The organism is Bacillus thuringiensis (assembly GCF_022095615.2).
In the GTDB taxonomy this organism is placed as follows: Bacteria; Bacillota; Bacilli; order Bacillales; family Bacillaceae_G; genus Bacillus_A; species Bacillus_A cereus_AG.
In genome coordinates this window covers 1,566,871-1,581,026 of the sequence record NZ_CP155559.1, presented here as the reverse complement: position 1 = coordinate 1,581,026, position 14,156 = coordinate 1,566,871, and the positions used below count along the sequence as shown (strand labels likewise).

Genomic DNA, 14,156 nt, shown 5'->3' with positions numbered 1-14,156 from the left:
ACACACCCGTCCACTTTCCTAAATTTGCATATTAATTAGTGACTTATAATTTTCAATAAGATTATCACGTACGAGAGCAGCCGTTTTCATTTGGGACTCTGCCTTCTTCTGCTGAATTAAAACGTCATGCGTTTCCCCTACCCCTTTAGTTAGTAAATCGTATACTGCTGTTTGCGCATTGTTTTGCGTTTGATTCATATCTTCCAATAAATCAATAAACTTTTTCCCCTCAACTACAGATGTTTGAGACGTTTTCGGTGCACCAATTGACTGAATTGCTCCAAATGGTTGCGTATTTAACATCGGTTGGATTTTCATATTACTATATTCCCCCTTATCCTCTACCAATTTCTAAATCTTTATCAAGCATTTTTTTATTCGCATTTAATACACTTGTATTCGCTTCGTACATTTTTTGGGCAACCATTACATTCGTCATTTCAGCAGTCACATCAATATTTGGATAACGTACATATCCTTCTTCATTTGCATGCGGATGTGTTGGATCATACACTAAGTTTTCAGTTTTATCTGCTTCAATACTTTTTATTTTTACTCCATTTGTAGGAGACCCATCTAACATATTTGCAAAACTATTGTTTGATTCTAGCACTACACTACGACGCTCATATAAATTCGCCCCCGGAGCAGCCGTTGTATTTGCATTTACAATATTGTTAGAAGTAACTTCCATCCACTTTCTCGCTGTCGTTAGCCCTGAGCCACTTGCATTAATTGCCTGAAACATCGTTGTCTCTCCTTCTACTTTTAACGTCCGCGTGCCGCTTGGTTAATTGCATATTGTGTATTAATCGCGTTAACTGAAATACCGTATAACTGATTTGCTTTCATTAAATCTAGCATTTCTGTCGTTACATCCACACTATTTCCATCTTTATTCGTTTGCATTGATTTTGTTTGCATCTTTGCATATGTATTTTTCGCATTCACTGTCGGTAAGTGCATTTCATTCGTTTGATATAAATTTGGATTGCTCTTTAAGTCCGCAGCATTGTTCTTATATAATGCACTACTTTTATTCATTTGCTCAGCAAATGTTACATCTTGTGCTTTATAGCCGGGTGTATTCGCATTTGCAATATTACTAGAAACGGTATTTCGTTTCGTCACTAAATAATTCATGTAATGGCCTACATCACTCACTAAATCTGGCATATTTCACACCCTTTCTTTTTTAACTTAATGATCCACTGATGGAAGTTTCACTTCATTATTTATTTTCTTATATGTGTTTATTAAAATATTAACAATCATGTACCCTTACATATTTTATTCCATTTTTCCATTGTTGTCTTTAGAAAAATACAAAAATATAAAAAAGAATACAAAAAAATGTATACACGTAGTAATCCATGAAATATTTCAATATATGAAATACAAACCAAAGTCAATTTTTATATTTTTTAGATTACTTTCTCATTACAGGCATAAAGTGAAACCTCAATCAGCGGAACTCTTTATTTAAACAAGGAATGGATTCCCTTTTAAAAAGGGGAATCCGTTTCCATACTTTATCATTAATATTTACCATAAAATGAATTAGCTTTCATTCGCCCATCATTTTCCATAATCATTTCTTCCAAAATCTTTTGCTTATCTCGAATATGCTGCGCTGCCTTAATAATCCACGGGGTAACTTCCGTTGCAACTTGCGTGCGCGTTTCTTCATCCAATGTCATCATCCAACGATTTAACATCCCACTTTTCTCAGCAAACTCTTCATCTGAAACCTGCAATTCACCGATTTCATTAAAACAGCCGACAAACATCCGATAAATATCATTGTTCATTTTCGAGCGCTCCACGGTAACCGTCTATTAAATCTTGTAACACTTGTACAATCACATCAATGTCTTTTGCTTCACGCGTTACTTTCATCGTTTGAATTTGAATGCTAATCCAATCGTATAAACCGAATAAACTGTCATATAAATCTTTCGAAATATCAGGATTTAATTGAAGCTTCAACTCTTCAAATATACGTTCTAACTTTTCAAGAAGGTCGTCTCCTTCTTGAAGTTTAAATGTATTTAAAAGCTCTTCCAATTTACGAAACTCTACGATACATCTTTCATAAATAAATATTGTATTTTTAATCGGATTACTCGTCATAATATCGTTTTGCATATAACGTTGCCATGCTTGCATATAATCACTTCCTCAGCTTTCATTAATCATCACTTTTTGTTTTTGTCATTGCTTTGATTGTCTGCAGCTGACTATCAAGCAATGCTAGCTGGCTTTCCAACTTTGCATATTTATCAATAATTGATTCTTGTTTTTTCTTATTAATTGTATCAATATCTTGAATTTTTCTCTCTAAATCAGTTACTTGCTTTTCAATACTTTTAGAGCGTTTTCCAATAATCCCTTCATCTCCAAAGATTCCCTCGAGCTTTTTATCTATATCATGACCAATGCCATTAAAACCAAAGAAAAATTGTTTTGTAGATTCTGGATTCTCTTTAAAAGCTATTTTCAATTTCTCTTCATCAAGAGTCATATTTCCTGTTTTATCAATTTGAATCCCAAAAGAAAATAAATACTTATCATCTTGGGAAAATCTAAAAATGCTTGTCATTGCATTACTGATAGCAAATGAAACATTATTCCCTTGCATTACTCCATTTTCACCAGAAAACAAATCTAAGCTTTTAACAGCGTTATTATACTCATCTTTCATTTTTTTGATTAAATCTATCGAATTTTTTATATCTGAATCTTCGATAGCTAATTTAATTGGCTCTGTAGTTACCTTTTCTAAGTTAATAGTTAATCCTGGAATTGTATCAATCTTATTTGTTTTACTAGTTCCTTTAATTCCATTTATTGTATATTCCGCATTTACTGCTCCTGTCACTTGATGTGCAATGGCATTCGTTCCATCCGTATTTTTCGCAGAAGTAACCAGCCCTATATTTTGTAAAAAGCCATTGGCACCATCCGTTAATTTCAGCTCTCCCTCTTTTCCTGCAATAGTAGATGTGAAAAATAGTTGATCCCCTAACGTGTATACGGATACACCATAATTTCCATTATTAATTTTATTGACAAGATCTTTATACGTCATATCTTCCGAAATTTTAACTTCTTTTCCATTTATCTGAAATGCATCATCTACTCCAAGCTTTAAATCTAAACTGAATTTTTGCTCCGTACCTTCAGGAGTTTTTGGGGGAGTAAGTGGCGCTGTAGTTATTTGATGCCTTTCTGCTACTCGCTCTACTGTAATTGTGTATGTTCCAGGAATTGCAGCAGCATCCGCCTGTGCTGTCATAAAACCATCTTTGGATAGAGTTGTTTTCTTTTCATCACCTTTAAATGTGTTTAAATCTTTGAATACTTGCACAAAACTTGCAAACTCTTTTTTCATGCTCGCATACACTTTGTTTTCATTTGTTAACGTTTGTTTTTGTGTAGTATATGGTGATTTTTTCATTTCCAATGCTTGTAACTCTAAATCTACTAACTTCTTTGTATCTATCATGTTATTTCCTAAATTCCATATTTGCTGTCTGTCACCATAATTAGATATTGTCCCTGCCATATTTTTCACTCCTTATCATTTACATGTAATCTAAAATACTCGTTTTACTCATCGTACTAACAGCTTTTAATGTTGCTTCGTATGTTGCGTTTATATAAGCTAAATCAGAAATTGCGACCGCTAAATCAACATCCTCAATTTCTTTACGGTTTTCTTGAAGTGCTACATTTTGCTCGCTTAAAATTGTTTTAAACGTCTCCATTGTGTTCATTGTCGAACCCACTTCAGTTGTACGATTAATGATGCCATCTAAGTTTTGCTTATTTCCTTCTAATAACGGTTTTAACGCTTTTGGGTCACCGTTTTGCATCGCTTCACTCATCTGTTTTAACGTTTTTATAACTGGGGATAATAATGCTTCTCCGTTACGGAACGCTTTGAATTCATAACCGTCATTTAGTTGCCAGTTCACATCATTTTTTCCACCTTGGTATGTACCATCTTCTGTAAACGGTGGCTTCTCTGCACTATCACCACCGAAAATATAACGGCCTTGCTCTTTCGTATTCGCTAAATATACAACTTGTTTTAAAATTTGATCAATTTCTACACCAATAGCCTTCAATTCTTTTTCACTATTTGTTCCATTTGATGCTTGTACTGTTAATTGATCTGCTCTTGTTAAAGACTTCAACAAGCTTTGTAAAGTATTTTCAGTTTGTGTTAACACATTTTTCGAATCCGCTATATCTTTTTGCATTTGTTCCATATTTGCCAATGAATGTTGAATCGCAAATGATTTACTTGCTGCAAGTGGATCTTCACTCATAAGAAGGTTTTTCTTCCCTGAAGTTACTTGATTTCGGTGGTATTGTTGTTGCACATTCAAATCCATTAACTGATTCTTTGCCCAGCTTGCATTTTGAAATGTAGATACTCTCATTTCTATCTCCTCCTTATATATTTCCAATCAATTACTATCACTTATCGAATAATCGAAAATAGACTATCAAACACTTCATTCATCGTAGTAATAGCTTTAGAGTTTGCAACGAAATATTTTTGGAAGGCCATTAAATTAACCATTTCCTCTTCCATATTAACGCCTTCAACACCCATTTTTTCTTGCTGAATCCCCTCTAATAAATCCCCATGAATTTTTTGATAAGCATTCACTGCACTTTTATCGGATGCAACACCAACTACGAATTGGTCTAATGCTTGTTTATAAGAAAGACCTTCTTTATAATTTCCATCTGTAATTGCTGCTAGTTTATTTGCTGTTTCAGCAGATATTTTCATTTTCGAAACATCTTTTGCAAATTCAGGGTTTAATTTCATATCTTTCGCTTGATCTCCAACGAAGAACTCTTTTCCCATTACTGTGTTCACTTCATTCTTTACAGAGCTCATTAATTCTTCAAGGTTTTTCTTATAACTAGCAATCTTCGCTTTCGTATCGATCGCTGATTGGATTGCTCCACTCGTTAAAGGAATTTCCGAACCGTAAATTTCAGCAGTCATTGGTTCTTTTTCTTTATTTAATTGAAGCGGATACGTATCTTGTCCATTTACTGTTAAAACACCATTCATTCTAACACTCGCGATATTAGGATTCATAGATTCATAAGACACTTCTATATTTGCGTACTTAGACATTTCTGTAATGATACGATCACGTTCATCCAAAAGTTGATTTGGCACTTGTGTACCTGCTTGTCCAATTTTTTTATTCGCTTCCGCTAAGCTGCCAGCAAGACGATTAAATTCATTGACATGCGCTTCAATATCTTCTGTCGTTTGTGCTGCTGCTGTATCTAAGCCTTTCGCTAGACGATTTACTTGACTTGTAAACTTCCCAGTTTCAGAAATTAATGTATCGTAGTAATTTGGTTGTTCTGGATTTTTTGCAACTTCACGAAAGGCATTAAAGAAGCCATCCATTAAACTAGATAATGAATTCTTTCCTGTCGTTCCAACCATAGATTCTACACGTGATAAAGTCGAATTCATGTAGTTATAGTAAGAGAGTTGAGATAATTGATCGTTAAACTGTTTCGTCTTCACTTCATCTGTAATACGGTCAACGCCTAACGTTTGTACACCATAACCTATTTTTTGTTCTGGTGAATAGCCCTGACTTGCTCCAGCCGATCCGTAATTCACCATTTGACGCACATAACCAGGCGTATGAATGTTAGATAAATTTTGTTTCGTCGTTTGTAATCCCATTTGTGCCGCTAACAAACCCGATAACGGCGTATTATAATCAGATAGTCTCATAATGTTTCACTTCCCCTTTACAATAGTTCGTTCATAAAGATTTGTGAATTATTGTTTCGCTCTAAATTATATTCAGAAACGGAATCCACAATACTTTCTGTAGTTTTTAATAGTACGTTTAAGTAATATTGATTTTTCAAAAGAATCATTTTTATATTCTCTTCTAATTCAGCTACATTTTTTTGTAATTCTTCCATTTTTTCTATTTCTTCATGAGAAAAATACGAAAATAACGCACTTACGCGAAATGATTCCACGCCCTGTTCTTTACAAAACTGAACAACCATTTCTTCAAATGAACTTGATAACTTTTTTAAACCATCAATGTACTGCAATTGCTCTACTTGTAACTTTTGAACTGCATTTACATTTTTATGTTTTAAATTCTCATATATTTGTTCTCCAAGCACTTGAATGTTTTCATATGCTTTTTGAATAATAACGAGTTTTTCATATAATTGTATGTACATATAGCTTCCTTCCCTTTTACAAGACTAAATTTACAATTAAGCCGTGGATTTCTCCAATCTGATTTAACATTTCTAAATGTCCCGTTTTCGTATTAATTAAATTCATAACATCTTCTAACTCATTTAATCCCATTTCCGCCTGTTTCACAATCGTCATTTTCTGTGAATATCCGTAACGCGGATGACGAGACATGACGTCTTTATATTGCAATACATTATCTACGTAAAAATTCAAAAATGATTTTACTGTATTTTTGTATTCCATTACATTATCAAGCGTTAATTCCATTTCAATTTTCTCTTTAATTTCTCCAATGTTATCGACAAATGCTTCCATTTGTTCTAGCAATTTATCTTTTTTCGGATCTGCATGCAAATTATCCGAAAATGCAAGTCCTGTCCTGACATTTGCTTCTTTCGGCATTTGAGTAGCAGGCGGTATATGCGATAAAATCGGATTATGTGAGATCGAACGCAGCATATATATATCACCTATTTATTTTTTTATTTCTTCCTAAACTTAATCGTAAAATCCAGTTATTTATAATTATACTCTGAACACTAATATTTTGCAGTTATTTTTTATAAAAGATATGTTACAATTTAGCATGAGGTGGCACAAATCTATGAATATTTTTCTTTGTGGTTCAAATCAATTAACAGCATTAGATCAAGAAGAAATAAAAAAATTTTTAACTGACTATGCTCACAAACATAAAATTTACATATTATGTTATAAATCTATCGAAAATGAGATTCTTCGTTTTTTCATCGAAAACGAAAGACTCGCTCAAAATTTATGCCTTTACACACTACAGCCGTTACAATCATTAACAGATGAATTTCAAGAGGTCGTTGATTACTTAAAAAGACACGGAGCCGAGTATGTCGCTTTTGATCATCCTTCCGACTCCATTTACCGATCGGATTATATGTTTTTTGTAAAACAAATAATTGAAGATACCGATTTAGTTCTCTGTTTTTATAATGGGGACAAGCATACATCTGTCATTCCCGTTGACGTTGCAAAAGATGCAGGAATTGATGCTGTTATTTATGATTTACCTGGTTTACATGAAAAACAGATGAAAAAAAACTTTGAACAAAAAATCCGTATGATGTAAAGGGGGAGGCACAATATCGTTATTGTGCCTATTATAAATATGATAATTGAACAAGATTATGATCATTTTATCGCGAGTTTTAAACAACAATTTAATATGGATATCGCTTCATATAAACAAGATAGAATGCGTCGTAGAATCGATGCTTTTATTTCGAGAAAAAGTTTTGAGAACTACACTAATTTTTTAAGTAATTTACGTACCGATCAAAATTTATTTTTAAGTTTTATTGATTATATTACAATTAACGTTTCAGAATTTTTCAGAAATAAAGAACGTTGGCAAACGTTAGAAACGAAAGCACTACCAAAATTACTTGAACAAAATAACGGAAAATTAAAAGTATGGAGTGCCGCTTGCGCCGCAGGTGAAGAACCATATACACTCTCTTTAATTTTATCGAAACATTTAGCTCCATTTCGTTTTGAAATACAAGCAACAGATCTTGATTTTCACATTTTAGAAACTGCAAAACGCGGTCAATATACAGAACGTTCTTTAAAAGAATTACCTACCGATTTGAAAGAACGTCATTTCACAAAAGAGAATGATATATATTCATTACATCAAAACATTAAGCAAAACGTTACGTTCAAACAACATGACCTGTTAATGCAGTCGTTCGATACAAATTACGATTTAATCATTTGTCGCAACGTAATGATATACTTTACTGAAGAAGCAAGGGTAAAACTTTACGAAAAGTTTAGTCGCTCTTTACGAAAAGGCGGGGTGCTATTTGTTGGTAGCACAGAACAAATTTTAACACCCGAACGTTATAATCTTCAGAGATTTGATACATTCTTCTACGAAAAAATATAAAAGAGGTCGTCACAATGTAAAGTGACGACCTTTTTATATAACTCGAATTAAAATAATAGCAACAATCCATACAAAGAGAAAAAGAAATGTCATAGACCATTTATGTTCTTGCATCGTTTGTTTCAGGGCCTGTGATAATTGTGTCATATTCATTTCTGCGAGCGCTCTCCATACACTTACATCCCGCTCTTTAGCAGTGCGATCTGTAACGCTAATTAAAATAGTTTCGTTAGACAATTTCGTTATGTAAGCAGTAATAACCGTTACCATTAAATTTATATTTCCTTCTGAAGAATCACTTTCCACTCTAGAAATGAGTGCACTTACATCTAATAACGGAATATGTACCTTTCTACCAAATGATAGTTGTACTTCTGCGAAATCATACGTTCCATCTAACAAAGGAAGTTCTTTTATATGCGCCTGCTTAACAAGCCCTTGTAAACTTCTCATTACTTGTTCAAATACTTTTTCTGTTTGCTTCCCTTCTCCAGATAACGTATGCAACTTTTTAAAGAGTTGTAACACTGTATCCATCTCTTTAGAAAGCATTTCCTTCATAACCTTTCCATCACCTAAACTCGCAAGTAAAATCCCTATTTCATTATTTCTCGAAATAATCTTAGACTGTCCAGTAAACACTAGATTACTATGCTTTCGTTCTTTCTGGATTTCATGTTCCGAAATAGCTGCAGGCTGTTTTAATGGTTGTAGCGTCTTATTTTCAATTGTCGTACGTTTAATCTCCATCTAAGCGCCTCCACTACTATGAAATTATTAGCCCCATTCTTTATTACTTTTTAAAACTAAAAACAATACGAATAAACCTGACATGATGGCAAATACATTAGAAGCTTGTATTCCCTGTTCACTTTTAGCTTCTTTCTTATCTTCTGGCTTTTCTTTTTTCTCTTTCTTTTTCGAAATGACTTGATTGTTATTATCTTTATCTATTTGTGCCTTCGCTTTATTTACTTCCTTGTTGTCTGTGAAAGGCTCTTTTATAACATAAGTAATTTTTTCTTTCTCTTTCAATGGTTCTTTTATAAGACCGTTTACATTCTCTTCTTTTTTCGGAATTTGAACAACTGGCGGTTTTTCTTCTGGAAGCGGGATTTCTACTTTCGAGTCTTCCTGCTTCTCAGTTTCTTTCTTATCTTCTAATTTCTCTTCTTTCTCTCGTTCTTCTACCTTTTTATCCTCTTCTGTTTTTTGCTCCAAAACAGAAACGATATACTCACTTGCCTCAACCAGTTTATTGCCGGCCGCATCCACTATCTCTACAACTAGTTCGTATGTGCCAATTGGCAACGTATCCGTTATTTCAAATACTTTTTGCCAATCCATATCACGCCTATTGTAATCTAATAAAAAGGTAATCTCTTTATTTTCTTTCCCCTTTAATATCACACGGACTTCTTTCACAACTGATTCTACGTCTGTCGCCTTCACTCGCACACGTATAGAATCGCCTTGTTTTCGTTCAATTACGTTTCCCTTCGTCTCATCAATCGTAACTTTATGCAACTTCGGTAACTCTTTATCTAGAGTTGGCACTTCATTATTTATACGAATGAGCGGGACTTTCACTTCATTTTCTACAAGCTCTTCTTTCTCATTTTCTTTGTAACTTTGAATGAGCTGAAGGTTCCAATCACCTTGCAAATCAAAAGTCTCGACCTTGTAGTTAGCAATCCATCGCTTCGTTTCCTCTTCATACTTAAACGATAGAATTCTTTCTTGTTCATACTGATCGCCTTTTTTTGGCAAGCGCAAAATACCTTTTATACTTTGAACATTTTGCTCTTTCGGTTCTACAATAAGCCGCACTTCTTCGCCAACTTTTAATTCTGGCTTATTTACTGTAATAACCCCTTGATCCGTCTCTATCTTTTTTTCGATTTCTTGTTCATTTGCTACTTCTTGTTGTTTCTCATTATCTTGCTTCATTTCTTCTTGCTCTGGCTGCTCTTGAACTTCTTTATTTTCTTCTTGCACATTCACTTCATTTAATTTTTGTTCTGGCACATTTTGCTCTTCCGCCTGACTTTGCAGCGGGAAGAGCAAGCATACATGTATGCATAGCCAGCAAATTAGAAAGACCTTTACGCTTTTCATCTACTATTTCAACGCCTTATAGTGATTTCGTCACTTTTACTCCGAAAAATCCATCTACATTTACAAGTTCACCATACGCCACCAATACATCATTTACATAAATACGAATTGGCTCGTCAATATCCTCATCTAGTACAACCGCTTCATTCTCTTGTAAACTTAAAATATCTTGAATTGTTTTCACTGTGCTTCCAAATACAAATTTCACATTCATTTCTACATTTTGTAAGATGGATGTGTCCATGTATACTGGTTCCATTTGTTTTACTTCTTTAAATTCAATAGGTTGCACAACAGGTTCTACATTTTTTTCTTCTTCAATTTCTTCCGTAACAATCTCTTCTTCCTCTTCCATCATTGGATATAGAAGTCTTTTAACCATTTCTTTCGCTTCTGAAATCGGTAAAATTTGATACATTTTCGATTGAAGCAGGTCGCCAATTTCAAGGTTGAACGTAATTTGGACGAGTTCGTCCACTTTCATTGACTCTCCCAAATATTCCATTTCTTCTTTTAACGTTACGAATTTAACATTTGGTGGTGTCATGTCCATTTTTTCTTGAAACATTTCTGACATCGCCGTCGCAGCATGCCCCATCATTTGGTTCATGATCTCTTTAATACCGCTCAATTCTAATTCACTAAGTTCTTTCTCTGGATCAACTTCTCCTGTTCCCATCATCATTAAATCTACCATTGTTAAAGCGACATCTTTCGTAAATACGAATACATTCTCATTCTTTAGTCCTTCAACAAAATCAACATTTAAAATAACAAATGGGACTGGTACTCCGTCATAATGACGAACATTGATTGATTCTACATTCGGCGTACTAATTGTAACTGGCTGATTTAAAAGTGTTGACAATACTGTTGAAGCGGAACCAATTGAAATATTTGCAATTTCACCAAGGACATCCTTCTCTTCTTGTGTTAAATGCTCTTTTTCAACTTCTTCTACAATCTCAGTTTCCACTACTTCTGCTGGCTCGTCTTGCTCTTCTACGTCACCAGATAATTGCATTAATTTATTTACCATTCGTTTCGCATGTTCAACTGAAACAATTTGCACAAGTTTAGAGCTTACAAGATTATCTATCTTTAAATCAAACGATACTTTAACAATCGTATGATTCCCATCGATTTCAGAGATTTTCTCCATTTCTTCTGATAACTTTACAACTTTAATTGTCGGCGGAGACATATCTACTGTATCTTGGAAGAATTCAGACATAGATGTAGCTGCGAACCCCATCATTTGATTCATCGCTTCTTGTACAGCACTTAGCTCTAATTCACCAAGTTCTTTTCCGTCTTCCACTTCACCTGTTCCCATCATCATTAAATCAGCAATGGATAATGCAACATCTTGCTTAAGGACAAGAAGGTTTTCCATATCTAATCCTTTTGTAAAATGAATGTTTAATACAACGTGTGGAACTTCGACGTCGCTTGAATCATATAAATCTACCAATTCTATACGAGGAGCAGTAATGCTTACTTGCCTATTTAAGATTGTTGATAATACAGTCGAAGCTGAACCAAATGATATATTTGCAATTTCGCCAAGAATATCGCATTCTTGAGGCGTTAAATGCTCATTTTCTTTTTCTAGCACAATTGTGCTCGTATCCCCTTTTGTGTGTTGCTCAGGCATTTTCTCTGCCTCCTCATTTCTGTTTTTCTATCAAATGATATAAACTCTCATTTTATTTTAACAAACTTATTATATAAAACGTTAATATGTATTTATTCCCATTTTTAGATTAGTAACGATTAACCAAAAAGCTCCCCAATTGTATACAAGTGGGGAGCTTTCCTTCATTCCTATTATAAACCTTCTGGGTTTAAAATGAGGACCACTCGTCCATCACCGAGAATCGTCGCACCAGAGAAATAGTTAGAACTCTCTGCAAAGAAGTCACCTAATGACTTTAGGACTATTTCTCTTTGACCGATAATTGTGTTTACAATAAGTCCATAGCTGCGATGTGTATTACGAACAATTAACACAGGAACCATTTGACCATCATATGACGCAAACGCCTCATCTACTGTTTTCTCACCAAATACAGTACTTAAATGCTTCACTTCAATAATTTGATTACGGTAATTTAACACATCTTTTCCTTGTAAGGATTGGATGTCTTCTCTCTTAATCCGAATTGCTTCAACAATATTACCAAGAGGGAAAGCATAACGTTTATCATTCGTTTGAACAAGCATAGATTGAATAATGGACAACGTTAATGGCAGTTCAATTCTAAATGTACTACCTTTTCCTTCTTCAGAATCAATAATTAAATGTCCACCTAAACTATGAATCGTATGTTTCACTACATCTAATCCAACGCCACGCCCAGAAAGGTCTGATACAACTTCAGCTGTACTAAATCCTGGTTGGAAGATTAAATCAAATACTTCACGGTCCGTTAATTTATTTGCCTCAGATTCTGTTACAACACCATTTTTAATCGCTTTTTCTAATACTTTCCCTTTATGAATACCATTTCCATCATCCGTAATTTGAATAACGACATGATTTCCACTATGAAACGCTTCTAATTTAATCGTACCTGTCTCATTTTTACCTGCATCACGACGTTGTTCAACTGTTTCAACACCGTGATCAATTGCATTACGAATTAAATGAACGAGTGGGTCACCGATTTCATCAATAACAATTTTATCAACTTCGGTGTCTTCACCTGTAATTTGTAAATCGATTTTCTTCCCTAAATCTTTCGCTAACATACGTACCATACGCGGGAAACGATTGAATACCGTTTCAATTGGTACCATACGCATGTTTAGTAGTACATTTTGAATATCTTTTGAAATATCGCCTAATCGATTTAAATGCTCAATTAATTCCTTGTTTTGAATTGCTTGTGCCAATTCATCTATACGGCCACGCTCAATTACACTTTCTTCAAACATGTTCATTAATCTTTCAATTTTTTCTAATTGAACACGTATGGAACGATTTTCCACTTTACCATTTTTCGTTTTTGCAGCGCTTTTAGCTGGTGTAGCATTAGCTGATTGCTTCGATTCTTCTTTAGTTGGTTCCACATGCGTAGCCGCTTGTAAATCTTCCTGCACAGCTTCTTGTGTACCCAATTCTTTCGAGACTACTTCTTTTAATGTATGTCCTTGCTTCACTTCTACTTTCTCAATTTCAGAAACATGAAGCACTACTTGTTTTAATTCTTCTTCACTTTGATCAGTATCCATAAATACTGTGAACTCAAACCCGAAAGCATCTGCTTCAATTTCCTCAATACTTGGAACTGTTTTTTGTACATTACCTACATTTTGCAGTGCTTCAATACACATAATTGCACGTACTGCTTTTAAAATAGCTTGTTGCTCAACAGTTATATGCACTTCATGTGAAACTGCATCATTATTTATAGGTTCTTGCTCAATATATTCCGCAGGAGTTTCTACATTGCCATTCAATAATGCTTCTAATTTCTGCTTAGTTGTAATTACATCAATATTGCCCATTCCGCCTTGTTGCACATCTGCAACCATCTTCTCCAAATTATCAATGCACTCAAAAATCACATCAATAATCTCTGCATTTACAACTATATTCCCATGACGAATTTCATCTAAAACGTTTTCCATCTTATGCGTTAAATCCGCCATTTCCGTAAATTCCATACTCGCTGACATACCTTTAAATGTATGGGCTGAGCGGAATATTTCTCCCACAACATCCATATCAGTGGGATTTTGTTCTAAAGTTAGCACATTTTCATTTAGCGATTGTAAATGTTCTTCTGATTCCTCAAAAAATATATTTAATAGATCTGTTTGCAT

Annotated in this window: 16 protein-coding genes; 2 read left to right on the top strand and 14 right to left on the bottom strand. The window is 34.1% G+C overall.

All coding sequences use genetic code 11. The annotated features are described in order from the left end of the window. Positions 1-18 precede the first annotated feature (18 nt). The 10 genes from fliE to KZZ19_RS08170 all read right to left on the bottom strand — a co-directional run bounded on the left by fliE (position 19) and on the right by KZZ19_RS08170 (position 6,742). Positions 19-318 (bottom strand): flagellar hook-basal body complex protein FliE, encoded by a 300-nt coding sequence (gene fliE / locus KZZ19_RS08215; protein ID WP_000701682.1) that lies wholly within the window; start codon positions 316-318, stop codon positions 19-21. Positions 319-334: 16 nt separating this feature from the next. Beyond that, the gene (gene flgC / locus KZZ19_RS08210; RefSeq protein WP_042511534.1) at positions 335-748 is read right to left on the bottom strand and encodes a flagellar basal body rod protein FlgC; all 414 of its coding nucleotides are present in this window, start codon (positions 746-748) and stop codon (positions 335-337) included. 20 nt (positions 749-768) lie between these two features. Then, positions 769-1,176 (bottom strand): flagellar basal body rod protein FlgB, encoded by a 408-nt coding sequence (flgB, locus tag KZZ19_RS08205; protein ID WP_097817770.1) that lies wholly within the window; start codon positions 1,174-1,176, stop codon positions 769-771. Between the two features lie 362 nt (positions 1,177-1,538). Beyond that, a complete protein-coding gene (locus KZZ19_RS08200) occupies positions 1,539-1,811 on the bottom strand; it encodes a flagellar biosynthesis protein FlgG (RefSeq protein ID WP_097817771.1) in 273 nt (90 codons plus the stop codon). Then, positions 1,801-2,169, bottom strand: a complete 369-nt coding sequence (gene fliS, locus KZZ19_RS08195; RefSeq protein WP_097817772.1) for a flagellar export chaperone FliS — start codon at positions 2,167-2,169, stop codon at positions 1,801-1,803. Before fliS ends, KZZ19_RS08200 begins: the two co-directional genes overlap by 11 nt. Before the next feature lie 22 nt (positions 2,170-2,191). Next, positions 2,192-3,568, bottom strand: coding sequence for a flagellar hook-associated protein 2 (locus tag KZZ19_RS08190; RefSeq protein WP_097817773.1), 1,377 nt, complete (start codon positions 3,566-3,568; stop codon positions 2,192-2,194). A 19-nt stretch (positions 3,569-3,587) separates the two neighbouring features. Then, the gene (locus KZZ19_RS08185) at positions 3,588-4,451 is read right to left on the bottom strand and encodes a flagellar hook-associated protein 3 (RefSeq protein WP_098115407.1); all 864 of its coding nucleotides are present in this window, start codon (positions 4,449-4,451) and stop codon (positions 3,588-3,590) included. A 41-nt stretch (positions 4,452-4,492) separates the two neighbouring features. Continuing rightward, positions 4,493-5,791 carry a flagellar hook-associated protein FlgK gene (gene flgK / locus KZZ19_RS08180; protein ID WP_064476546.1) on the bottom strand — a complete coding sequence of 433 codons (1,299 nt, stop codon included), beginning with the start codon at positions 5,789-5,791 and terminating at the stop codon, positions 4,493-4,495. A 17-nt stretch (positions 5,792-5,808) separates the two neighbouring features. Then, positions 5,809-6,261 (bottom strand): hypothetical protein, encoded by a 453-nt coding sequence (locus KZZ19_RS08175; protein WP_237981906.1) that lies wholly within the window; start codon positions 6,259-6,261, stop codon positions 5,809-5,811. Between the two features lie 16 nt (positions 6,262-6,277). Beyond that, positions 6,278-6,742 carry a YaaR family protein gene (locus KZZ19_RS08170; RefSeq protein WP_000946323.1) on the bottom strand — a complete coding sequence of 155 codons (465 nt, stop codon included), beginning with the start codon at positions 6,740-6,742 and terminating at the stop codon, positions 6,278-6,280. Between the two features lie 145 nt (positions 6,743-6,887). Here KZZ19_RS08170 and KZZ19_RS08165 point away from each other — a divergent pair, with 145 nt between their 5' ends. Together KZZ19_RS08165 and cheR are read left to right on the top strand one after the other, a co-directional pair. Continuing rightward, positions 6,888-7,385, top strand: coding sequence for a hypothetical protein (locus tag KZZ19_RS08165; RefSeq protein WP_061680540.1), 498 nt, complete (start codon positions 6,888-6,890; stop codon positions 7,383-7,385). Positions 7,386-7,424: 39 nt separating this feature from the next. Beyond that, positions 7,425-8,207 (top strand): protein-glutamate O-methyltransferase CheR, encoded by a 783-nt coding sequence (gene cheR / locus KZZ19_RS08160; protein ID WP_141434893.1) that lies wholly within the window; start codon positions 7,425-7,427, stop codon positions 8,205-8,207. A gap of 33 nt (positions 8,208-8,240) precedes the next feature. Here cheR and KZZ19_RS08155 read toward each other — a convergent pair whose 3' ends face one another. The 4 genes from KZZ19_RS08155 to KZZ19_RS08140 form a co-directional block, all read right to left on the bottom strand. Continuing rightward, positions 8,241-8,957, bottom strand: coding sequence for a hypothetical protein (locus tag KZZ19_RS08155; protein WP_097817777.1), 717 nt, complete (start codon positions 8,955-8,957; stop codon positions 8,241-8,243). Positions 8,958-8,984: 27 nt separating this feature from the next. Continuing rightward, positions 8,985-10,325 (bottom strand): transglycosylase, encoded by a 1,341-nt coding sequence (locus KZZ19_RS08150; RefSeq protein ID WP_097817778.1) that lies wholly within the window; start codon positions 10,323-10,325, stop codon positions 8,985-8,987. Between the two features lie 16 nt (positions 10,326-10,341). Then, on the bottom strand, positions 10,342-11,982 hold the full coding sequence (locus tag KZZ19_RS08145) for a flagellar motor switch protein (RefSeq protein ID WP_237981905.1): 1,641 nt from the start codon (positions 11,980-11,982) through the stop codon (positions 10,342-10,344). A 173-nt stretch (positions 11,983-12,155) separates the two neighbouring features. Next, complete coding sequence (locus tag KZZ19_RS08140) at positions 12,156-14,156, bottom strand: chemotaxis protein CheA (protein ID WP_061680536.1); 2,001 nt, start codon at positions 14,154-14,156, stop codon at positions 12,156-12,158.

Coding starts and splice junctions, on each gene's coding strand:
- flgB (WP_097817770.1), bottom strand. CDS start 1,176: ATGCCAGATTTAGTGAGTGATGTAGGCCATTACATGAATTATTTAGTG.
- flgK (WP_064476546.1), bottom strand. CDS start 5,791: ATGAGACTATCTGATTATAATACGCCGTTATCGGGTTTGTTAGCGGCA.
- KZZ19_RS08145 (WP_237981905.1), bottom strand. CDS start 11,982: ATGCCTGAGCAACACACAAAAGGGGATACGAGCACAATTGTGCTAGAA.
- KZZ19_RS08185 (WP_098115407.1), bottom strand. CDS start 4,451: ATGAGAGTATCTACATTTCAAAATGCAAGCTGGGCAAAGAATCAGTTA.
- KZZ19_RS08155 (WP_097817777.1), bottom strand. CDS start 8,957: ATGGAGATTAAACGTACGACAATTGAAAATAAGACGCTACAACCATTA.
- KZZ19_RS08175 (WP_237981906.1), bottom strand. CDS start 6,261: ATGTACATACAATTATATGAAAAACTCGTTATTATTCAAAAAGCATAT.
- KZZ19_RS08140 (WP_061680536.1), bottom strand. CDS start 14,156: ATGCAAACAGATCTATTAAATATATTTTTTGAGGAATCAGAAGAACAT.
- KZZ19_RS08170 (WP_000946323.1), bottom strand. CDS start 6,742: ATGCTGCGTTCGATCTCACATAATCCGATTTTATCGCATATACCGCCT.
- KZZ19_RS08165 (WP_061680540.1), top strand. CDS start 6,888: ATGAATATTTTTCTTTGTGGTTCAAATCAATTAACAGCATTAGATCAA.
- cheR (WP_141434893.1), top strand. CDS start 7,425: ATGATAATTGAACAAGATTATGATCATTTTATCGCGAGTTTTAAACAA.
- KZZ19_RS08190 (WP_097817773.1), bottom strand. CDS start 3,568: ATGGCAGGGACAATATCTAATTATGGTGACAGACAGCAAATATGGAAT.
- fliE (WP_000701682.1), bottom strand. CDS start 318: ATGAAAATCCAACCGATGTTAAATACGCAACCATTTGGAGCAATTCAG.
- KZZ19_RS08150 (WP_097817778.1), bottom strand. CDS start 10,325: ATGAAAAGCGTAAAGGTCTTTCTAATTTGCTGGCTATGCATACATGTA.
- flgC (WP_042511534.1), bottom strand. CDS start 748: ATGTTTCAGGCAATTAATGCAAGTGGCTCAGGGCTAACGACAGCGAGA.
- KZZ19_RS08200 (WP_097817771.1), bottom strand. CDS start 1,811: ATGAACAATGATATTTATCGGATGTTTGTCGGCTGTTTTAATGAAATC.
- fliS (WP_097817772.1), bottom strand. CDS start 2,169: ATGCAAGCATGGCAACGTTATATGCAAAACGATATTATGACGAGTAAT.